Genomic DNA, 23,076 nt, shown 5'->3' with positions numbered 1-23,076 from the left:
ATGCCGTCCAAGCAAAACGTATGAATAACTGGTTCATTATATGCGACAATGATGCAATACATGTAGAAATAGTTATCGCTAGCCCGTCCTACTACGTGATTTAGCATGTTTTTAAGTTACGGAAATGGAATGAGCTGAATTCGTGCATTAGACATCATATTTGATGTCTATACTGATCAAATAAGCTGAATTCGTGCAATAGACATCATTTTTGACGTCTATAGTGATCGAATGAGCTGAATTTGTGCATTAGACATCATTTTTGACGTCTATACTGATCGAATGCGCTGAATTTGTGCATTAGACATCATTTTTGACGTCTATTGTGATCGAATGAGCTAAATTTGTGTATTAGACGTCATTTTTGATGTCTATTGTGATCGAATGAGCTAATTTTTTGCATTAGACGTCAAAAATTTGCAACATTTGTGCCGCTATACCCCACTTTTATGAGTAACTAGCTCTATCTCTTTCCTTTAATAGAAAGCTTAACATTATTTAAGAGAAAGCTTACAAAATGACTTTACGTCCATGTAGTTTTACAGCTATACTATACATATAAGGTTTTTTGAAATAAAGTTTCACTCTATGAAACTACATCCAAATTCACAACAAAAGGAGACTTATGATGGCTACTCAAAATGAATATTCTGTTCGTTCCACATTAACCTCTGGCGGTAAAGATTTCACTTATTATCATCTTGGTGGATTAGAACAACAAGGTTTCAAAGATATTTCCAAACTTCCATTCTCCATTAAAGTGCTTCTAGAAGCAGCAGTTCGTCAATTCGACGGTCGCGCAATTACTTCTGAGCATGTAAAACAATTAGCAAACTGGGCAAATGGTCGTGAAGACAAAGAAATTCCATTTATCCCTGCACGTATCGTATTACAAGATTTCACAGGCGTTCCCGTTGTTGTTGACTTAGCAGCAATGCGTGATACCGTGAAAAAAGCTGGTGGTGATCCGAAAAATATCAACCCTCTAGTTCCTGTAGATCTTGTTATCGATCACTCTATTATGGTAGATGCTTTTGGTACTCCTGAAGCGCTTGAATATAACACTAAAATCGAGTTTGAGCGTAATGAAGAGCGTTACCGTTTCCTTCGTTGGGCACAAACAGCATTTGATAACTTCCGTGCCGTTCCTCCGGGAACTGGTATCGTTCACCAAGTTAACCTTGAGTATCTTGCATCTGTTGCAGCTACGAAAACAATCGATGGCGAAACCGTTGTATTCCCTGACTCTCTTGTTGGTACTGACTCTCATACAACAATGATCAATGGTCTTGGTGTTGTTGGTTGGGGTGTTGGTGGTATCGAGGCTGAAGCAGGTATGCTTGGTCAACCGTTATACTTCGTTATGCCTGAAGTTATCGGTGTCAAATTAACTGGTAGCCTTTCTGAAGGTGCTACTGCGACTGACTTGGCTCTTACGGTTACTGAAATGCTTCGTAAAAAAGGCGTTGTTGGTAAATTCGTTGAGTTCTTCGGTCCTGGTCTATCCAATATTTCACTTCCTGACCGTGCTACAGTAGCTAATATGGCTCCTGAGTATGGTGCTACAGTTGGGTTCTTCCCAGTTGATAGCGAGACGCTTTCTTTCTTACGTCAAACAGGTCGTAAAGAAGAGCAAATCGAGCTTGTTGAAGCTTACTATAAAGCACAAGATATGTTCCGTACGAATGAAACTCCAGATCCGATCTTCTCTGATATTATCGAACTTGATCTTGCTACAATCGTACCGTCGCTTGCAGGTCCAAAACGTCCGCAAGACCGTGTTGAACTTACGAATATGAAGCAAGAATTCAACGATATTATCCGTAAGCCAGTTGATAAAGGCGGCTATGGTCTTTCTGAAGATAAAATTGCACTAAGCGTTCCTCTAAAGCATCCAAATGGTGAAGAGACTGTACTGAAAACTGGTGCGGTTGTTATTGCGGCTATTACAAGCTGTACGAACACATCTAACCCAAGCGTTATGCTTGCTGCTGGTCTAGTAGCTAAGAAAGCGATCGAGCGCGGTCTTACTAAGCCTGCTTACGTAAAAAGCTCTCTAACTCCTGGTTCTCTAGTTGTTACAGAATACTTGAAAAAAGCTAACCTAATCGCACCGCTTGAAGCTCTTGGCTTCCACGTTGCTGGTTATGGTTGTGCTACATGTATCGGTAACTCGGGTCCACTTCCAGAAGAAGTTAGCCAAGCTGTTGCTGATAATGATATGACGGTTGGTGCTGTTATCTCTGGTAACCGTAACTTCGAGGGTCGTGTTCATGCTCAAGTTAAAGCAAACTATCTTGCATCTCCACCACTAGTTGTTGCTTATGCACTTGCAGGAACGGTTAATATTGACCTTGCTACCGAACCTCTTGGCTATGACACACAAGGTGAAGCTGTATTCTTGAAAGATATTTGGCCAACAAACGAAGAGATTAAGCAAGCTGTTGCTTCTTCCCTTAACCCTGAAATGTTCAATAGCAAATACGAAAATGTATTTACGCAAAATGAGCGTTGGAATGCGATTAATGTTCCTGAAGGTGAAAGCTATGAGTGGGATGAGAAATCAACATATATTCAAAACCCGCCATTCTTCTCTAACCTTGGTACTGAGCTAGATACAATCGCTGACATCAAAGGTTCTAATGTGCTTGCACTAATGGGCGATTCCGTAACAACGGATCATATCTCTCCTGCAGGTAACATTACAGTGAACAGCCCTGGTGGCCAATATTTGATCGATAATGGTGTTGAGCGTAAAGACTTTAACTCTTATGGTTCTCGTCGTGGTAACCATGAAGTTATGATGCGCGGTACGTTCGCTAATATTCGTATTCGTAATGCTGTTGCTCCAGGAACGGAGGGTGGCGTAACAACTTACCTACCAACTGGCGAAGTAATGTCTATCTATGATGCTTCCATGAAGTATCAAGCTGACGGCAAAAACCTTGTTGTTATCGCTGGTAAAGAATATGGTACTGGTTCTTCTCGTGACTGGGCTGCTAAAGGTACTTACCTGCTAGGAGTAAAAGCAGTTATCGCTGAAAGCTTTGAGCGTATTCACCGTTCTAACCTTGTAGGTATGGGCGTGCTTCCGCTTCAATTCAAAGCTGGCGAAAGCTGGACAACTCTAGGTATTACTGGACGTGAAGTATTCGATATTACTGGTCTTTCTAACGATGTTAAACCTAGCCAAGAAGTTAAGGTTACAGCAACTCGTGAAGATGGTACAGTATTCGAATTCAACGCTATCGTTCGCCTAGATTCACTAGTAGATGTTGATTACTACCATAATGGCGGTATTCTACAAACAGTGCTTCGTGAAATGATTGCTAATATGTAATTTATGAAATAAAAAGACTAGAGGCAAGCGATCCGACAACGGAAGCTTATTTCTAGTCTTTTTCACATTGTAGCCTAACTCCGTAAACACCTCAGTAGTATATTTGCTATATAGAAAATCAAACTTCGTCACTTCAAAGTCCGCAGTTTCCGCGATCACTTTATCTTTGTCCGTTATTGATTTATCGTACATTTTATTAAAGTATCTTTGAAAGATCTCTTCCTTATCAGCGATGCTTAAGACAGTTTTTGCAGAACGAGCATGCTCATTTTGATAAATGAAGTAGGATGTAACTATAGCTGCTACGATAAAGATAATAACGCTTAATTTGACAAACGTTCTTCGTTCCATTGATAATCCCCCCTCAATTGTTGACTGTACATCACTAACTTGAACAATCATTCGATCATTCATTCAACCCATAAATTATAACGTAATATTTTCCAATTGTTAAAATAAACAAAAAAACCCAACTATTAATAGTTGGGGCTACATCGTTAAGCTATTATTACTATATTCTGATCATACTCATTCGCTCATCGTCATCAAAGTCCGCTTTTTGAACTTCCCCTTCAAATAAAGGTTCAAAAAGTAGGCTTTCAGAACCGAGAATATGAAGTGCTACTTGAGAAAGACGGAAGCGCAAGTGTACGTTATTGGTACATGCGGACCTACAATGTTTCTGCAAGAAACATACATCGGAAGCCTATGCTAGACTTTCCAAGTTCGCTTCATATTCGATGTCGAGTAACCTACGTTAGCCAATCATCGTTATCAAAGCCTGCTGTTTGAACTTCCCTTACTCAACCTTGAACTTCCCGACTGCTTTCCTAAGTTCACTCGCCAACGACCTCAGCTGCTCAGCTGAACTAGCTACTTCCTCTACGGAGGCTAGCTGTTCCTCCGATGCTGCTGCAACCTCCTGTGAACTGGATGCTGAATTATGGGCGATACGCTCTAGCTCTACTAATGAAGCAGCAATTTCTTCACTGCCAGCAGACATTTGCTGGGATGCTGCTGATACTTCCTGCACTTGCTCAGACACTTCCTTGACTGAGCGTAGAATAGAACGGAATGAGTCACCAGATGCATTCACTAGCTCAGAACCGATTCTTGTTTCATTCGCGGAGCTTGTTAATGAAGCTGTAACATGTTCAGAACGCACACCAATCTCAGTAAGAATCTCTGAAATTTCATTCGAGGATTCTTTTGAACGTTCTGCCAGCTTACGAATTTCTTGTGCTACAACGGCAAAGCCTTTACCGTATTCACCAGCACGCGCTGCTTCAATTGAAGCATTCAATGCCAGTAAATTCGTTTGATTCGCAATGTCAGCAATATGTGTTAAAATACTGCCGATTCGATTGTTCGATTCATTCAGCTCTTCCATCACTTCTGCTGCGCTAAATACGCGTTGCTCAATCGTCTCCATTTGCTCGACTGTTTTGTTAATAACCGTTTCGCCATGTATAGCTAAATCTGATGTATCCGCAGCAAGCTCAGAAACGACGGAGGATGATTCTGCTATTTTCTGAATACCAATTGTCATCTCCATCATCGCACGTTGACTTTCTGTAGAGCTTTGCAGCTGAGTATCAGCGTTCGCGGCAACACTTTGTATCGCTGTAGCGATTTCGTTAGTGGCTGCCTCTGTCTGAGCTGAAGTCTCCTTTAAGCTCGCCGAGGAATCCGAAACCTCCCTTGAGGTTTGATCAATTTGCAATGTTAGCTCTCGTAAACTAGTTATCATTTCATTAAACGCTTGAGATGCCTGTCCAATTTCATTGCCAGCTGTAACCGGAACTTGAATCGTCAAATCTCCCATCGCAGCTTTTTTGGAGCTTTCCGCCAAGACACGTAATGGCTTAACTACCATGCGAACTAAAAATACAACCAGCAATATAGAAATGATAGATGCAATTACTGAAAGTAAACTGTCCTTAAAAGACAATCTATCTAACCGCTCTTCGACTTTTTCATAGTCATAATCGACAGCGAATACTGCGATCACTTCTCCATCTGCATTCACAATTGGAGAGAAATAAGAAATCCATTTACCAAACTCAGATTCATAAATTGGTGAAAGTCCAAAATTGCCTTGTAAAGCATTATGGTACGCTGCGACGATCCCATCGCTTGCACCATAAGATGTTCCTGCATCAAGTCCTTTTTGCACTAGATTCTCACTTACTTGCATAAGTCGAAGCTCAGTCGCCCCATCCTTTTCAATGAAGTTTGTAGAAAAATAATAAGCATTTACTAAAGATTCATCATCAACCATCGCAGTTAATAACTTTCTTAGTATTGCCATATCATTCTCTGCTAGTTGTTCACCATTTTTCATTGAGGCTGCTAATGATTCAATTAGAATATTATTAGCTTGGGTCTGTAGTCCAAGCTTACTACCCACTTGTTGAAATTCTCTAAATACTGCATTTTCTTGGGTGCTGTAAGAAACTCTAGTTAGTATCGTATTTAATGCGATTAATATTATTGCCAATACAATGGAACTTGTAACTACTAGACTTTTCCGTCTGAACCATTTTAGCATGATCAGCACACTCCCTATCACTATAAATTAACTAACTCAACTGTAGTTATTGTACATAACAAATGTTAGCCCCATACGTTTATATGTATTAGAAAACTATTAGCGGGTTATTATTATGTACAGCTTCCATCTTTGCTAAGGGCTATATAGTGTATCGGATAAAGGTGTCGGATCCTGTAGATTTTTATATAATACGATAGCATATACCTATAAGTTAATGCTTAATATTTTTAATTATAGGACTAATACCATATTGCTTCCTGTTCGTTGTTACCTGTTCATATTGGCTGTACGTATAAAAGGCAGCTATAATTTCGCCATCATACTCATTCGCTTAGCTGAACCTTGCAGCATAGGGGCAAATTCCTTCATCGACTCTAATGTTAATCTACTCGATGGACCTGATACTGCCAATGCCGCAATCACTTCATTGTCACGCCCATAAATCGGTACACATATGGCAGACACTCCACTTTCACGTTCCTCGAAACTTACCGCATAGCCCTGCTCCACTACTTCTAGCAATTCGGATTCATATGTTTCCATACTGCTGCCTTCACGCAGCTGCCAGGATGGATGTTGCCAAATTTCATGCTGCTCAACTGGCGAAGCAAAGGCAATAAGTACTTTACTGGATGCACCTGCATATAGCGGGAAGCGTGCGCCAACTGGAGCAACCCGCCGAACTGGTTCATTACTTTGGACAGATTGGATTCGAATCCTTTCTACGCCTGAACGTACATAGATGCTCACCGTTTCTCCTAATTGATCACGCAAACGCTCCATTTCCTTCTGCCACATCGTAGATTGATTACTTTCGGGAGCCAAATTCGCTGATAACTCCCATACTTTCAATCCTAGCTGATAGCGTTCAGTTATCGGATCACGCTCGATAAACCCTTTGTCCTCTAGCGTTGCAAGCATACGATGAACTGTACTTTTATGTAATCCAACATGCCCAGCAAGCTCCGTCATCGCCCATGAAGCCTTTAACGTGAAACACAATAATAGATCCAATGCTCGCTCAACCGATCTAACCGTAGACTTACCTTGCTCCATCTATCTCATCTCCTAAAACTTTTCGTTACTTCTTGAGTTACATCTAAGCTACGAAAAGTTACTTCGTAAGCATACGCCATACTTTTCGTTACTTCTTGAGTTACATCTAAGCTACGAAAAGTCACTTCGTAAGCATACGCCAACTTTTCGTTTACTTCCGAATAACCTTCTATTTATATTCTGACATGCCTTTGCAGTCTTTCGTTTCATGGTGTAAAACTCATTTTCAAAGTGAATGATATTCGTTCTCATTCAGTATACTTCATTCAGCTTATTTCTGTAAATTTTTTATTTGTCAGCATGTCGTTATATTACATTTACTTTACAATCGTTCATATAAGGTTGACAGCAATTCCATAGCCGTCTAGCATTATTATTAATACATCTATGCTTAATGAAACGGAAGTGAGAATAATGGACAGTGGCATCGAAACAATCCAAGGGCGTACTACACAACTTATCGTACCCGAGCATACAAAGAACACTCGCTACAGACATTTTCTACTTGCCATTGTTGTTGCCATATTTTCATTTCTAGCGATTATTGTGCTCGTCAGTCATGCGATCATTGCCTGGAATCTAGCTTATCCTTATGTTCCATCATTGGAATCAAATCCATACGACGAAAAAAAATTAACTTATGAGATTGCTGTTTATCCTAGCAGAAGTGGTGAAACCACAGTAGACAGCTGGTATATTCCCGCAAATTTATCAGAAAGCAGATCCATCTCAAAGCAAACGATTATTCTTAGTCATGGCTATGGTGCGAACCGTGAAGAAACTTGGGTGCCGATGTACGATTTAGCTGAGCTCATGAATGAGTTAGATTATAATGTTGTTATGTTCGATTACGGTTATGCCTCTAAGACTTATAGCGCCCCTGCTACATGGGGGAGTGAAGAAAAGAACCAATTACTTGCCGTAGTTGATTACGCCCAGCAGCGTGGCGCTGAGAAGATTATTGTATGGGGTTTCTCGATGGGTGCTGGCACAGCATTACAAGCTGCTTTAGAATCCGAGCAGATCGATGCCCTTATCCTCGATAGTTTATTTTTACCTAGTCCCGATACACTGTATACGAATTTGCAGCAATATGTAGATCTACCTAAATATCCGACGACAACTATTATTAGTGAATTGTTACCGTTATGGACAAATCATGTCTTTTCCAATACACCTGCACAATCGATCCTCACGAACAATTATGACATTCCACTTTATATTGTTCACGGTACATCAGATAATAAAGCTGATTATCATATTGCCGAGCAAATTGCTGCCAATCAGCATAATGAATATTCTAGTCTTTGGGTAATTGAAAATGGTCAGCATGAATTATTATTCCGCAAAGACCCTAATCGCTATATGAAAAATATATCGGAGTTTCTAAGCAACATTTAAGGCTCAAAACCAACCTTAGTACTTGAATAGCAAACTTAGTGCTTGAATAGCAACAAGGTTGATTTTTATTGCTTCACTAGATGGATAACGGACACCTGAACCCTTATTTGCTGTATATGCCTCTATTATCGATATTTACCGGACACAGATGCACTTATTTCACATTTTTTGATGCATTTGGACTCCATTTGGGCAAATAACGGATTCTGTGTCCTTTAGAATGCCATTCAACCCTAAAACTCACAAATAACGGCTTCTGTGTCCGTGAGAAGCTTTTATCTCGTCGAGATCTGATTACTACGTTGATTATTGTTTGCTCCTTGGCAGTAGCGAAAGAGAACTGCAAAAATGGTAACGCACTTGTTTCATTACCTTTAATGGTTATAATAATTTTAAGCAGTATGCAACAGCAAGATTGAAGTTAGATGAGATTAGAGATGTTTAGACAAGACTAGAGTAGCCGAGGAGAGATGAGTTCATGAAAAACAAAGAGTTATATGCTCAACAAGGAGTTGCGATGACATGTCGCTCCTTCGAGGAATACGAATCAATGTTTATGTTGGATGAAACGATGCTAACAACGGGGAAAATACTCGATATTGCAGCTGGTGCTTCATCATTTACAGCGGAATGTATTTCTAGAGGATATAACGCAACAGCTTGCGATCCACTTTACAAATTGTCCACAGAGCAAATATATGAGTTCGGAAAGCAACAGCTTTCTATCGCTTCTGAGAAGCTTAGCTCCAAGAAGGATGCTTTTGTTTGGAACTATTATAAAGATATAGAGGCGCATGATGACATTCGAGAGCAATCACTAGATAAATTTATTGATAGCTACAGAAGTGATCTCGATAAAGAAACCTATGTGAACGCTATGCTGCCTAATCTCCCTTTCCATGATGATACTTTTTCTTGTATCGTTTGTAATCATTTCTTATTCCTATATCAAGAACAGTTCGATTATTCCTTCCACTTGGCGGCAATTAAAGAGATGATTAGAATTACGAAAAAGGGTGGCATCATTCTTCTATATCCACTTGTCGGATTTAAGGATGAGCTTTATCCACAGCTAACTGATTTACAACAAGAGCTTGGCCATGTCGGTGTCGATGTTAGCATTCGGAGTACTGAATTTCGCTTTCTGCCATCTGCAGATAGCATGTTAGCTATTCGCAAGTAATTTTAACTAATAAAACATTGAGACAATAACATATCAAGTGACGAAAAAGACCCCTGAATTTTACATTCAAGGGTCTTTCCTATTCGTCTATCTGCATTGTTCGCTTCATATTCGATGTCGAATAACCTTCGAAGCATACTCATCGTTATCAAAGCCCGCTTTTTGAACTACTCCTTCAAATAGAGGTTCAAAACATTCGCTTGTCAGCACCAAAAAGATGCCCCACAGCGAAAACGAGTAGCACAGTGTACGTTTTTGGTACACGAGCACACACAGGCTTTCGATGGGGAGGCATATTTGCCGTCGAATACGCTACGTTAGCATACGCATCGTGATCACGAGTGGATGTTTTGAACTACCCCTCATAGCCTAGTGATATTAGTTGATCTCTTGCTACTTCCCTATCATCAAAATGCGACTTCACCGTACCGATAATTTGATAATTTTCATGACCTTTACCAGCAATCACAATAATATCTCCCGCTTGCGCCTCTGCGATAGCGGCCTCAATAGCTAGCTTGCGGTCAACATTCGTCGTGAAATGTCCCTGCTCTTCTGTTAACTGACCAGTCATATCAGCTAATATGGCGTCGGGATCTTCTGTACGTGGATTATCCGAGGTAAAGTAGACATGGTCTGCCATTTCAATCGCGATATTCGCCATTAAAGGTCGCTTCGTACGATCACGATCCCCACCACAGCCGACGACACAAATTAACTTCCTCGGCTCAAGCTGCTGAGCTGTACGCAATACATTTTCTAGACTATCAGGTGTATGGGCATAATCCACAACTACGGCAAATGGTTGCCCTTGCTGTACTGCCTCAAAGCGTCCTGGAACTCCCTCGACACTTTCAATCGCTGCTTTTATTTGCACAAGCGTTAAACCTTCTGGAATCACTGCGCTAATGGCTGCCAACAAATTGTACACATTAAATTTACCAATTAATTTCGTCGATATTTCCACTTCACCTAATGGCGTTGTTAATGTGAAACTGGTACCTGCTGCTGTAATATTAATATTCGTTGCTCTCACTAGAGCAGCTTCACCAAGACCGTATGTAATCAATTGCGCTGAAGTTTTTCTAGCATAGCGCTCACTCCAAGGGTCATCGCTATTCAACACAGCATAGCTCGCTTGTTCATAGTCATTACCTAATTGTGCAAACAACAATCCTTTCGCTTCACCATATGCTTCCATCGTAATATGATAGTCGAGATGATCTTGCGTTAAATTAGTGAACACAGCTGTTTTGAAGTGGCAGCCATGTGCTCGGCCAAGATCAAGTGCATGAGAAGAAACTTCCATCACCGCATACTCTACATCAGCTTGCGACATATTGTAGAAATAACGTTGTAAATCATAGCATAATGGCGTCGTTAGCTTAGCTTCCTCTTGAAAGCCGGGATAACGAATTTCAATCGTACCGATTACACCTGTCTTATGATGATGATACGTCAATATATGCTCGATTAAATTCGCCGTTGTCGTCTTTCCATTCGTACCGGTTATCCCAATTAATTGGAGCTGACGAGTCGGTGAATGATAGAAGGCATCAACCATAATGGATGCTGCTTTGCTCGTATCTGGGACGAGAATATATGTAATTCCTTCTGCATAATGCGCTTGTTCATCTTGAATAACGATGCTTTTCGCACCATTTGCAATAGCTTGTGGAATATAGGCATGACCATCTTCCTTCGCGCCCTTCGTACATACAAACATATGATTGGATCTGATCGCTCTGCTATCATTGTGAATACCTGCTACTTCAACATCAGCATCACCAATGATTCGAGAAAATAATAACTTATCTATAAGCTTTTGTAGCTTCATTACAGAACACTCCCTTATATAAAATGCTTATATATTATATGATCACAATAGCTCAGCTAATTCTTAACGTTACATCTTATCTTTTCATTTTATTGATGCTATAAGAATAACGCAAATGAATAAATAAAAAAAGAAGCTTCTCAACCGTTCTGTGTACGAACGATTGAAAAGCTTCTTTCTATTTAAAATAAAAATTCAAAAAGTCCACTTTATGAATTACCTGCATAAAATTATTGCTTAAGTAACATCATAAACTCTGAGCGTATTGCTGAATCTTGCTTGTACTGCCCACGTAATGCCGTAGTAATCGTTTTACTACCTGGCTTTTTAACACCTCTTGCACACATGCATAGATGTTCACCTTCCACTACGACAATAACGCCATGTGGGGCTAGTTCTTCTACTAATGTGTTTGCAATTTGAGTAGTAATACGTTCCTGTACTTGCAATCTACGTGTAACCGCCTCAACTAGACGAGCTAATTTGCTTAAACCCACGATTTTTCCACTTGGTAAATATCCAATATGAACTTTACCGAAAAATGGAGCCATATGATGTTCACATTGGCTGTAGTATATAATATCTTTCACTACAACAAGTTCTTCATGATTCTCATCAAACATTACTCCAAGCACTTCACGAGGTTCAACCTCATAACCTGCAAAAATTTCCTCATACATACGCGTAACACGCGCTGGTGTTTCAAGTAAACCTTCTCGCTCGACATCTTCACCAATTAATTTCAGAATTTCCGTAATATGTGCTTCAATCTTATCTCGGTTGCTAGAAACCTGGGAATTGACGTAATTTTTTTTCCCCGCCATTCTTTAGTTCGCTCCCTCCTGCCCTCACAATTATCGAGGGAATTTCTGATTTTTCATCATACCCTGAGCTTTTTGCATCTGTTTATTGTTCAGATTATAGCCCATTTGTTTTGCCATCTTCTGTAGCATTTCAGGATTATTCTGCATATTTTCAAGCTGCTTACGTAAATAGTAAACTCCGACAAGGAAGCCAACTACTGCACCAATAAGTAGCGTTACAATCGGAATTACATAATTATACCATTCCATAATTTCACCCTGACCTCTCAACGTTTTGTTAGCATTACATCATTGTATAATATCATGATATATTCCTTTAGGCAATAATCATTACTTACTATTGCAACTATTAATGTTATTTACTGACAATGTAATTTGTTTGATTACTTCTTCATCTTTTTCGCAACTAATTGCCGATTCCAATTCAACTAATGCGTCATCTCCACCAATTCTACCTAAGGACCATGCAGCAGTTGCACGCAGTACCTCTCTTGGATCATCTTTTAGCACTTTTGCTAACGCGGGAATTGCTGTCGAATCTTTGAAGTTACCTAGAGCAATAACCGCATTACGTTGAATTGGTTTTTTGCCACGCCATGCTGCGGATGTATAACCGTACTTTTCTTTGAATTCTTTATTTCCTATCGTTAAGAGCGGGATAAGGAGTGGCTTAGCAACCTCAACATCTGGTAGTAAATCTTCATGATGCGTCCAGTTCTTCCCACGATTAATTGGACATACGATTTGACATGTATCACATCCATACAATCGATTACCAATTTTTCGCATATGCTCATCGGAGATCATGCCTTTCGTTTGGGTCAGGAATGATACACATTTCTGCGCATCTAATTGCCCTCCGCTAACTAATGCTCCAGTTGGACAAGCATCAATACATTTCGTACATGTTCCACATTGCTCCGTTACTTCATCATCTGGCGGCAACGGCAAATTAGTTATAATCTCACCTAGATAAATCCAAGAGCCTAGCTCCGGTGAAATAATCGAACAATTTTTCGCACTAAAACCAATTCCAGCTCGCTCAGCAACCGCACGATCAGATAATTCGCCTGTATCAACCATGCTTTCACTACGCAATTGCGGCTCACGCTCCCGCAACCATGCTTCAAGCTTGTCCATACGCTCCCGCAGGACATGGTGATAATCATTACCCCAAGCAGATCTAGCCATAATACCGCGTCTAGCACCCACTTCTGATTTGGGTGCATTATCTAATTTTGAAGAATAGGCAACCGCAATAGCAATGATACTTTTCGGTCGATCAAATATTAAGGATGGATCCGTTCTGCGATTCAAATCTTTTGCCTCAAAGCCAGACTCTCTTCCTAACTCACGATGACGTATTAATCGTTCCTTTAACTGGGCAAAAGGATCGGGTGATGCGATGCCGATTGCATCGATGCCCAATTCTTGAGCCGCTTGCTTTAATTCTTCCTTCAGTTTCTGCCATTTGTCTACCAACCTACATTCACCAACCTAGAACCATTCGAATTTATTGAATGGAAATATTATTCCGTCTATTCTGCCAACAATACGATCCGCTTGTATTGGTCCAAAAGCTCGACTGTCATTACTCATCATAAACTTACGATTATCGCCCATAACGTAATACATACCTTCAGGTACAACAATATCTATATCTTGTAGTCCTTCAATTACTGAATCTGTGTAAGGCTCGTCAACGACTTTATCATTGCGAACAAGCTGACCATTTATTATTACAATATGATCTCCAGCTTTACCAACTATACGTTTCACAAAATATTTATCACCAGGATTATCAGCAATTTTAGGGTTTTCCAACACTACAATATCGTTTACTTCTGGGGATGAAATATGATATATAATTTTATTAGAAAATAACCATTCTTTATTGTGTAATGTTGGCTCCATTGAGCTTCCGCTTACGATAGCAAGTGAAAATAAAAACATTTGCACAAGAAAGACGATAACAAATGCAATAACAATTGTCTTAATCCAATCCCATAATTCGGCTACCATAATCTTATGACTCCTCCTACAACTTTTCATAAGCGTTTTGACATCATTCACTGCATACAAAAAGTCACTTCAAAAGCATATTCTAAAACGCTCTGCCCATTGCGAATACTAATACTTCATATCTTACTCTACTATCTTCTAGCAAGGCTACAACATTATAACACATGTAAAGCATAGTCAATGAAATGAATGACCCTTTATATAATAAAAAAAGCATATTTATGCACATTAAATATGTACATAAAATATGCTCTGTTAATGTTATTAGCCTGTCAAAATACTTATTTTTTGGAAAGATCGGATAAAATCTGATGCTACGAAGCCAATCGACTCAAATAGCGGCAATAGCGGCTCATTATGTTCATCAGCTGTAACGTAAATCTTCATTACTTTTTTCTCTTCGAAACGTTGCTTCAAGGCTTTGACAAGTTGTTTGCCTACTCCTTGTCTTTGATATAAGGTAGAGACAGCAATTCTATAATAATAACCTTTGTTATTATCAATTGTGCCAATTATTACGCCAACAATTTTTTCATCAGCCTCAGCGACTAGTACAAGATCACTATCCCAGCTTAATTGACGACCGAAGACCTCAATAGTTTGCTCATAACAATCTTCTGATAAAACCTCTTCAAATAGCTCAGTAATTTTACGAGTATCAGATAACTTAATTGAACGCAAATTCATGATTTACACCTACTTATCAAAGTTCAGTACTTGTACATAATACGACAATTATACACAAAAACCTTCACGTATTGTCATTTTTAAAAATGAAATTTTAAATTTTCACTTGTTTTTTATATGAAAACGCTTTATTTATTGGCTATGTTAAATCTTAATGTTGATTTTTAAACTAAAGAAAACCGCCCCCACGTAGGGGCGGTTTATTAAACTAACGTTTCCCGTTAGCCATACATGCAGCGCAAGCGTCGCACCACAGATGATGGAAGTAATTCCGTTCTCCCATGGGAGTTTAACGAATGAATTTGTTGGGTATTCACTTTAGATTTTTCTTTGCATGGAACAATACAACCGCTTGAGGTTTAATAAGAATTCCACCATGTTCTTCAATCGCTTCTTTGATTTCCCCAAACAATTCAAATCGCACATTGTCGGGAATTAGTCTATGTCTGGAATTAGTGTTTAATAAAGAGATATATTCATTAGCTGTATAGGTGTGATTACAAATGTATTGCTTTACTTCTAATTCCTTAAACAACCCATCCTTTAGAGTTAAAACTGACCTTTCATCAATAATTTGTTCAATGGTTGCGTTTTTGTAATCATCTAGTTGAGGTGCATATCTCTTGTAACTTTCTCGAATTCGATTAGAGATATCATCAAAAGACGGAACATGGACGGTCCAAAAGAATGCTATATTGCCTTCGTCACTGAGCAAGTCGAAGACCTTGCGATAGCCAACTTCTTGTGGCTGAATAAAGTGAAAGGCTGTACCAGATATAGCCAAGTCAAAGTTACTCTTTTCACTCTGCCAAGTTTCAAATGGGGAATTGATTATGTTAACATTTGGTCTGTTTTTAAATTTTTCACGAGTAAGTTCCGCTAAATTTTGACCTAACTCAATGCAAGTCACATTATCAAACCCTAAATCAACAAAACCTTTCGTTGCCTGACCTGTGCCACAGCCGATTTCAAGTATGGAATCGCCCTCCTTGATAGCCGTGAACTCCAAGATGTCAGTAAATAACTGTTCTGGATAGCTCGGTCTGTACTTGTCGTATTCCCTTGCAATTTCGTTAAAAGTGTTTTTTCTTTCCATCTCAAAAACCTCCCATATTTACATTTGTGATAAAAAAATAAAACTCCCGCCCCGTAAAGGGACGAGAGTTAATACTCCGTGTTACCACCCAAGTTCATCAATGCTTAACGCATCGACCTCTTTTCAAGTACGGCAACTTTAATTACGTTGCTTATACCCTAGCACTATAACGGGTGCCACCGTCACATCCTACTTCCCTAATGGGTTTCGAGGTGCAGCTCAGAGACCATATTCATCGGAACTATTCTTTGCCCCCTTTCAGCACAAAGGGGCTCACTGTAAAAGAAACTGTCCAATTACTCTTTCTCATCACAGCTTTTATAGGTAAATATTGGTTTAAAACGATGATATCACGATTAAACTTATGGAGCAAGACATTTTCAACATAACTGCCCGTTACTTCAATGTAAAAGAGGAGCTCCCATATGCAAGCCCCTCCACTATAGTTCCACTTTAGCGTAATGATGAACTTCAATCAGTCCTCCGTCACCAATGTACGTCAGTTTGTCGGTATTGATAAATTAATAAAGAAAACAATGAAATTATAAGCAATAGTATTATTGGAATTGTACTGAATGAAGCATCTAGATTTGCGAGAGAGTAGTTGATTTTTGCTATGCAGAAGAATATTGAATAAGTAATTAGTGAAACAAAAAAACTGTTTAGTGTTTCTTTGTCTTTATGAGTGAAATTTGCAATTAATGAAAATATAAAACCAATTGATAAAAGAATATATAACAGCATATTGTCGCCATCTCCTTTTCCATAAATTAGGACGAATAATAAATTGAAAAGTTGCGCTAAACTGCCCGTTCGTATTATGAGATCAACCAGTTATTTCTGGTTGATCCTTTTTTCATTTGCATAGAGGATTAAGGTAGCCTGGTCGAACGTACCTGCCCGTGGGACTTGATCCCGAGAGCTATAATGTTCACCCCTACTTGTCATGACCATGATTGAGGCTGGTAGGGACATAAGATCCCGTATAACAAGCGATGCTATGGAGCGACAAGAAGAACCATAGGGGATGCCGGTGAATCTAAACTTACAGGGAGAGATGTAATGAATCCAGTTATCGGTCTAGATATTTCTAAAGAAGAAACCCATGGACAAGCCTCTTTAGAGCGTGGAAAGCCATTCAGAGGGACATTCCACTTCGAGCATACTCGTGATGGTTTAGCTAATCTCCTTCAAGCTTTAAAGGATATTGAATCTGCAGCCAAACAACGCCCTTTGCTTATTCTAGAAGCAACCGGACATTACCAAAGTCCCGTTGTTCAGTTCCTAGAGGAACATCACTATATTTACATTGTCATTAATCCGCTCCTCTCAAATCGGCGTAGAAAGTCTCAACTTCGTAAAGTAAAGACGGATGCAGCTGACGCTTACCTATTGGGAGAGTTGTACTACAAAGAAGAGTTTGAACCTTTTAAGAATAGAGGAGTGCAACTTCTCAATCTGCGCTATCTTACAAGACAATACGAATCTCTCTCAAAGATGTGTGTACAGACTAAGCTACAATTCCAGGCTGTTTTAGTTCAGGTTTTCCCTGCTTACAAAGGTGTCTTTGGAGCTATGTATTCCGGTATTTCACTACGGTTTTTAAGTGAATTTCCAACCTCATATTCCGTGTTGCAGACGGATGAAATCACACTAAAATCTAAGATGAAAGAACTGCTTTCTTTGAAACGGGGGCGCTCAGAGGACTGGATTAACCAACGGATACAACGACTGCTGGATGCGGCGAAACAAAATCCATTTCAGCAAACCATGTATGCAAGCCACTTAATCAATTTGAAAGTCCTTATTACACTCATTCTTCAGTACCAAGAGCATCTTACTGGATTGGAACAGAACATCGCTGCTCTGGCTGAAGAAATTGAAGAGTATGAATTAATTCAGTCGATTCCCGGTATTGGGCATAAAATTGCAGCAACAATTTTATCTGAAATTGGAGAAATCGACCGATTTGATCATCCTAAAAAGCTAGTCGCCTTTGCAGGCATTGACCCGAGTGTCTTTGCATCCGGTAAGTTTACCGCAACTCGAAATCGAATCACGAAACGTGGTTCCAGGCAGCTGCGTTACGCGCTGGTGATGGCTGTTCAGTGTGGACTTATTCGTTCTCGTAACACTCGAATCAAAGAATTTTACGAACGTAAAAGAACCGAGGGTAAGCCGCATAAAGTAGCATTAGTCGCATGTGCAAATAAGCTAGTTCATTGGCTCCATGCCATCTTAAAAAGTAAAAAGGCATTCCGTCTGACTTAACAATTATAATTGGTTTAACCTTCCAAAACATTCTGCGAATTGGAGGGTCATTTGGTTTATGTTTTTTAACTATAACATAAGATTTAGGGTAATTTTACTGGTAATCTTGACATGCTATTAGCTGGTATAGCTTAATGAGAAAAAACAACAATGACGTATAACAGAGCCTATTTATTATGTTCTCACATCACGTCATCTGTTTTTGCATAATAATCGATTTGTCTGCTTATACTACAGTTTGTTGCTTTTTAAGCAATTGGACTTTTTCAACATCAATGTTGATTTATTAGTTTAAATGGAGGATAATAATAGGAGTAACTACATAATACATTGGAGGTTTTATTAATGGCTCATCAATTACCATCTTTACCGTATGCGCACAACGCGCTTGAACCACACATCGATGCATTGACTATGGAAATTCATCACGGTCGCCATCATAATGCTTATGTAACTAATCTTAATGCTGCTTTGGAATCTGCTCCTGAGCTTCAATCTAAATCAATTGAAGAGCTTATTGCTAACCTAGATAGCGTTCCTGAAGCTATTCGCACTGCTGTTCGCAACAATGGTGGTGGACATGCTAACCATAGCTTGTTCTGGGAAACAATCGCTCCTAACGCTGGTGGCGCACCTACTGGTGCTCTTGCAGCAGCAATTGATAGCAAATTTGGTAGCTTCGATAATTTCAAAGCTGAATTTGCTAAAGCAGCAACAACTCGTTTCGGTAGCGGTTGGGCATTCCTAGCTGTTTCAAACGGCGAAATTGAAGTTTACAGCTTACCAAACCAAGATAGCCCAATTATGGACGGTAAAACTCCTATTCTTGGTCTTGATGTTTGGGAGCATGCTTACTACTTGAACTACCAAAACAAACGTCCTGACTACATTGCAGCTTTCTGGAATGTTGTTAACTGGAATGAAGTTGGTACACGTTACGAAGCAGCAGTTAAATAATATCTTTCTTCACTAAAAAGGTAGCTTAGTCATCCATTCGATGAACAAGCTGCCTTTTCTTGTATGTATAGAATAGACACCTCCTTACGACTAGGCGCATAAGCTAACTCAGGTCTAATGCCTAATACGTTTCGTAAAGGAGCTTGAATACTTATATGAATAACTTCTATCCCGGACCAGATGTTTACTTCAACCAACCTTGTGATTGCGGCTCAATAAATCATCGCTTTGCAATGCCTCAACCTCATATGCCGAGCGGTCCTCATTCAGGGCAATTTATTTGGTGGCAACCTATTCCTGGTCAACCAGGTCAATGGGTCCCTGCACCATGGGGGCTACCTTGGCTACCTCAGCATCCACATGGCGAAGGTCATCATCAAGATCACGACCACGATGATGAACACGATCATGACGACCACGATGACGATGGTCATCATGGACACCAACATGGTCATCATGGTGCTCAGCATCTATTTCAGCAAACGACAACACCTGCTGTCCCCCGCGAGCATGATGATTGGCCTGCTCTAGGCTATATTAATGATGGAGAAGAACGCCCTCCCGGACCTGGTGGGCATAGCGGACATGGACCCGGACATGGACCCGGACATGGACCCGGACATGGACATGGACCTGGACATGGACCCGGACATGGGCACGGACCCGGACATGGACCTGGGCATGGACCTGGGCATGGACCTGGGCATGGACCTTTTGGTCCGTTCGGTCCCTTTGGACCGTTTGTACCATTTGGCGGCGTCCTCCCGATTCCAATCCCAATTCCGATAGGTGGCGGTGGTGGAGGGGTTGCACCGATTCCCCAACAAGCAGTATTTTTATCCATTAATGGAGGTAGTGCTTACCCCAATGCTACTGGAACTTACCAGATTATGTACCAGCCTGGATTAACGATCTTCGATGCTCTAGCTAGTACAGGTGTTATCCAACTTTCTCCATCTGGCCAAATACTACTTGTAAGCGGCGTTGTCATCGGTGGCAATGTAAATTATGTTATTCGCTTAAATGGTAGAAATATTTCCACTAACATGTTGAATTACAACTTACAGCCGAATGATCAGATTAGCGTTGATCTAATATACGCATAAGTCATTATGAAGTAAAAAAGGCGGACTTCATCCTCCTCTCTTTTCGAGGAATGAAGTTCGCCTTTTGCATATTCAAGTCTACTGAAGCTGCTTACTTTTACTATTCAACAATTTTAACTGATCATCATCGTAGCCCACTCTAAAACTAATTTGCCGCTTTGTTAATTTGTAAGAGCCATCCACACGTTCGTCAGCTGAAATAATGACTGTAATTGTAGCTTCTTCATCACCGAGCGTAATATGCTCGTCATCAATTGATATATTTCTTGTAGCAATATAACTCTCTCTAAATTTCACATAACTCGTTCCTTCTTGCCAGCTATTGCCTAGTAGAGTATATGCATAAACATAATCCCCGATATTAATAGCATCATAGAAGTGCGCAATAAGATAACTAGCAAGTTGATCTAGTCGCTTGGTTTCTTCAACCGTTTCAGAATCCTCATTTAACGTAATACCTGGTAGCATCGTCATCGGTTCCATAGACCAGCCCTCGATTAGTGGCAATACATTAACAATCGGAATGCTAAAGCCGATGGAACTATTCTCAAGACCTGCTGAGTTAATTCCAAGCACATAGCCTGTAGATGTATCAACTAGTGGACCACCGCTATTACCATGCGAGATCGGCGTCGATATTTGATATAGATCACTATAAGTGTACGGGGAAATTTGTAAGCTTCGACCAACACCACTAATCATACCTGTCGTTACTGTATTTTGTAGACCAAGCGGACTGCCTATCGATAGCACCTCATCACCTACACTTGCTTTTTCATACTTAACCAATGGTAAGCTACCCGAATTAGCAAGCTCAGGTACGCGAACGACCGCGACATCGACTTCCGTACTGATTCCAATTACTTCACCAATTAATTCGCGGGCATCTGCAGTCTTCACTCTAACTTCTCTTACTCCAGATACAACATGAGCATTCGTGATAAGATCACCATGCTCATTATATAAAAAAGCTGAGCCTTGATCACCATTATCCGTCTCAATCATCACAACATATTTCTGTGTTTCAAAGATTATATCTTTAAGTGATTTCGTCTTCTCGCCTACTGCAATTAGAGGAGAACCATTCAACTGCCTCGGAATGTTTTCTTTCAACTCAATGTATGTAAGAAGACCTCCACCGAGCAGAAGGAGTACGCCGAGACTGATCAACATCGCCTTCCAGTTCATGCTCCATCCTCCTAAAACTTTTCATTTGCTTCTTGATATACTTCTCGTTAATGAAAAGTCGCATCGAAAGCATAAACCTAACTTTTCATTCGCTTCCTGATACACTTCTCGTTAATGAAAAGTTGCATCGAAAGCATAAACCTAACTTTTCATTCACTTCCTGATACACTTCTCTTCCATGAAAAGTCGCATCGAAAGCATTATATTATTCTAGACTCCATGTTCCATTTGATATCGTTACATCAATTTCTTCTTCATAATCCAAACCTTCTGGAAGTGTTACGGAGAAACTCATTCCTTCACCTGAGCCGATATAGCCTGGTGTCACACTCATCGTACCATCACTAATTACTGTTCCTGTGGAATCGACGATTTTATAGTCAATCGTCACATCGTATATCGAGCGAGTAGCCACATTTTTCATATAAGCAACAACAACAATATCACCAAGTTCATTCATTACTTTTTCATACTCAATTAATTCAATCGCTGCAGTCTGGTTAATATAATCCTCCGCAGCAGCTTCTTCCATTGCCTGCTGTATACGTTGTTCTTCAACTAGTTCGTATGCGGTCTGCTCTTGCTTAACTTTTTGCTTAAGGTCAAGTAACGTATCATCTGCACGCGACCATGCTAATGCACTTTCTGTCGTCTTTAATGCAGCTGTAAACTTTTTCTTAGTTAACAAATCATTCACTTCCGCCGTAGCAGTCGTACGAATCCGATCAATAATTTGCTCTCTCAACGTCGCTGCTTCTTCACCAATTAATCCATTAACGACATTAAGTAAGTTGCCAAGATCAGATATCGACCCAAGTGTAGTTAGCTCATTCGTTAAACTAAGTATCGTATACTTCATATTTAACTCTTCTAATTTTTCTCGAAGCTTATCAAAGATCGGTTCTTTGTAGCCGTTCAATTCCTGTCTAAAATCTTCTAATTTTTTCGAAGCCTCTGACTCTGATCCTCGATCAATAATCGCTTCTAAATCTGCAGCAATTCGTTCTATCTTGATCGCTACATAGACTAAGTTTTGATCTTGTTGCAGTGGATTGAATTGAGGACGAATCGAAATAGCTTCATCTAAATAGGTGATCGCCTCTTCATATTTGCCTGCAAGTGCAGAAAGCTTTGCATCAGATTGTAGCTCCAATACATGCTCATTATGATCTAATTCAATTTTATAATAACGGAATAGCACTCCTGAAATAACAACAATTAATAAGAGAAACCCAATCGTAATCTTAACGGCGAAATTACCCTTGCTAGATTTAACATTATCTTTCACCTTATCATTAGATTGGATACTTAATTCATCAATAAGCTCTTCATGCTCAGTATGATCCACATTAATAAATTCAATTGTTTCGTCTGGCCAAATGCCAACCTTCTGTTCACTCGCAATGTTGTGCTGAAGCAACTTTTTTCCACATTGGCTACAGTATATAGCATCTTCAGCAAAACCTCGTTGACAATGATGACAATACACGTATGCTCAGCTCCCACCTTATTCAACTTCTTGCTACTCTCTCTATTTAGACAGTCTTAGTTCTA

18 protein-coding genes and 1 other annotated feature are annotated in these 23,076 nt (G+C 39.8%); of the genes, 6 read left to right on the top strand and 12 right to left on the bottom strand.

All coding sequences use genetic code 11. From position 1 onward, the window contains the following. Positions 1-628: 628 nt before the first annotated feature. A complete protein-coding gene (gene acnA, locus AC1TPB_RS21120; RefSeq protein ID WP_482078325.1) occupies positions 629-3,340 on the top strand; it encodes an aconitate hydratase AcnA in 2,712 nt (903 codons plus the stop codon). Here acnA and AC1TPB_RS21115 read toward each other — a convergent pair. The 3 genes from AC1TPB_RS21115 to AC1TPB_RS21105 all read right to left on the bottom strand — a co-directional run bounded on the left by AC1TPB_RS21115 (position 3,302) and on the right by AC1TPB_RS21105 (position 6,950). After that, positions 3,302-3,691: a hypothetical protein gene (locus tag AC1TPB_RS21115; protein ID WP_482078316.1), complete on the bottom strand. Its 390-nt coding sequence runs from the start codon at positions 3,689-3,691 to the stop codon at positions 3,302-3,304. The genes acnA and AC1TPB_RS21115 overlap by 39 nt on opposite strands. Before the next feature lie 448 nt (positions 3,692-4,139). Beyond that, on the bottom strand, positions 4,140-5,891 hold the full coding sequence (locus AC1TPB_RS21110) for a methyl-accepting chemotaxis protein (protein ID WP_482078315.1): 1,752 nt from the start codon (positions 5,889-5,891) through the stop codon (positions 4,140-4,142). 306 nt (positions 5,892-6,197) lie between these two features. Continuing rightward, positions 6,198-6,950: an IclR family transcriptional regulator gene (locus AC1TPB_RS21105; protein WP_482078314.1), complete on the bottom strand. Its 753-nt coding sequence runs from the start codon at positions 6,948-6,950 to the stop codon at positions 6,198-6,200. Between the two features lie 387 nt (positions 6,951-7,337). Here AC1TPB_RS21105 and AC1TPB_RS21100 point away from each other — a divergent pair, with 387 nt between their 5' ends. Further along, complete coding sequence (locus AC1TPB_RS21100) at positions 7,338-8,351, top strand: alpha/beta hydrolase (protein WP_482078313.1); 1,014 nt, start codon at positions 7,338-7,340, stop codon at positions 8,349-8,351. A gap of 478 nt (positions 8,352-8,829) precedes the next feature. Beyond that, the gene (locus AC1TPB_RS21095; RefSeq protein WP_482078312.1) at positions 8,830-9,534 is read left to right on the top strand and encodes a class I SAM-dependent methyltransferase; all 705 of its coding nucleotides are present in this window, start codon (positions 8,830-8,832) and stop codon (positions 9,532-9,534) included. Positions 9,535-9,889: 355 nt separating this feature from the next. Here AC1TPB_RS21095 and AC1TPB_RS21090 read toward each other — a convergent pair whose 3' ends face one another. The 7 genes from AC1TPB_RS21090 to AC1TPB_RS21060 form a co-directional block, all read right to left on the bottom strand. Further along, positions 9,890-11,371 carry a UDP-N-acetylmuramoyl-L-alanyl-D-glutamate--2,6-diaminopimelate ligase gene (locus tag AC1TPB_RS21090; RefSeq protein WP_482078311.1) on the bottom strand — a complete coding sequence of 494 codons (1,482 nt, stop codon included), beginning with the start codon at positions 11,369-11,371 and terminating at the stop codon, positions 9,890-9,892. Between the two features lie 230 nt (positions 11,372-11,601). Next, positions 11,602-12,195 carry a GTP cyclohydrolase I FolE gene (gene folE / locus AC1TPB_RS21085; protein WP_482078310.1) on the bottom strand — a complete coding sequence of 198 codons (594 nt, stop codon included), beginning with the start codon at positions 12,193-12,195 and terminating at the stop codon, positions 11,602-11,604. 30 nt (positions 12,196-12,225) lie between these two features. After that, the gene (locus AC1TPB_RS21080; RefSeq protein ID WP_482062072.1) at positions 12,226-12,444 is read right to left on the bottom strand and encodes a YneF family protein; all 219 of its coding nucleotides are present in this window, start codon (positions 12,442-12,444) and stop codon (positions 12,226-12,228) included. Between the two features lie 81 nt (positions 12,445-12,525). Next, positions 12,526-13,677, bottom strand: a complete 1,152-nt coding sequence (gene queG, locus AC1TPB_RS21075) for a tRNA epoxyqueuosine(34) reductase QueG (protein WP_482078309.1) — start codon at positions 13,675-13,677, stop codon at positions 12,526-12,528. Between the two features lie 15 nt (positions 13,678-13,692). Further along, complete coding sequence (gene lepB / locus AC1TPB_RS21070) at positions 13,693-14,217, bottom strand: signal peptidase I (protein ID WP_482078308.1); 525 nt, start codon at positions 14,215-14,217, stop codon at positions 13,693-13,695. A 264-nt stretch (positions 14,218-14,481) separates the two neighbouring features. Next, positions 14,482-14,904 carry a GNAT family N-acetyltransferase gene (locus tag AC1TPB_RS21065; RefSeq protein WP_482078307.1) on the bottom strand — a complete coding sequence of 141 codons (423 nt, stop codon included), beginning with the start codon at positions 14,902-14,904 and terminating at the stop codon, positions 14,482-14,484. A 313-nt stretch (positions 14,905-15,217) separates the two neighbouring features. Then, positions 15,218-16,000, bottom strand: coding sequence for a class I SAM-dependent methyltransferase (locus AC1TPB_RS21060; RefSeq protein ID WP_482078306.1), 783 nt, complete (start codon positions 15,998-16,000; stop codon positions 15,218-15,220). Positions 16,001-16,054: 54 nt separating this feature from the next. Continuing rightward, positions 16,055-16,322 (bottom strand) — a binding site (T-box leader). Positions 16,323-17,062: 740 nt separating this feature from the next. Here AC1TPB_RS21060 and AC1TPB_RS21055 point away from each other — a divergent pair. From AC1TPB_RS21055 to AC1TPB_RS21045, 3 genes are all read left to right on the top strand, one after another. After that, complete coding sequence (locus tag AC1TPB_RS21055) at positions 17,063-18,271, top strand: IS110 family RNA-guided transposase (protein WP_482078305.1); 1,209 nt, start codon at positions 17,063-17,065, stop codon at positions 18,269-18,271. A 345-nt stretch (positions 18,272-18,616) separates the two neighbouring features. Further along, complete coding sequence (locus AC1TPB_RS21050) at positions 18,617-19,228, top strand: superoxide dismutase (RefSeq protein WP_482078304.1); 612 nt, start codon at positions 18,617-18,619, stop codon at positions 19,226-19,228. A gap of 155 nt (positions 19,229-19,383) precedes the next feature. Next, positions 19,384-20,334: a hypothetical protein gene (locus AC1TPB_RS21045; protein WP_482078303.1), complete on the top strand. Its 951-nt coding sequence runs from the start codon at positions 19,384-19,386 to the stop codon at positions 20,332-20,334. A 78-nt stretch (positions 20,335-20,412) separates the two neighbouring features. Here the strand turns inward: AC1TPB_RS21045 and AC1TPB_RS21040 are convergent, their stop codons facing one another. Both AC1TPB_RS21040 and AC1TPB_RS21035 read right to left on the bottom strand, forming a co-directional pair. Continuing rightward, the gene (locus AC1TPB_RS21040; RefSeq protein WP_482078302.1) at positions 20,413-21,522 is read right to left on the bottom strand and encodes a S1C family serine protease; all 1,110 of its coding nucleotides are present in this window, start codon (positions 21,520-21,522) and stop codon (positions 20,413-20,415) included. A 205-nt stretch (positions 21,523-21,727) separates the two neighbouring features. Further along, positions 21,728-22,942 (bottom strand): FxLYD domain-containing protein, encoded by a 1,215-nt coding sequence (locus tag AC1TPB_RS21035; protein ID WP_482078301.1) that lies wholly within the window; start codon positions 22,940-22,942, stop codon positions 21,728-21,730. Between the last annotated feature and the right edge of the window lie 134 nt (positions 22,943-23,076).

The sequence above is a fragment of the Paenibacillus sp. Y951 genome (assembly GCF_056786395.1).
This window is presented reverse-complemented; position numbering and strand designations above follow the sequence as displayed.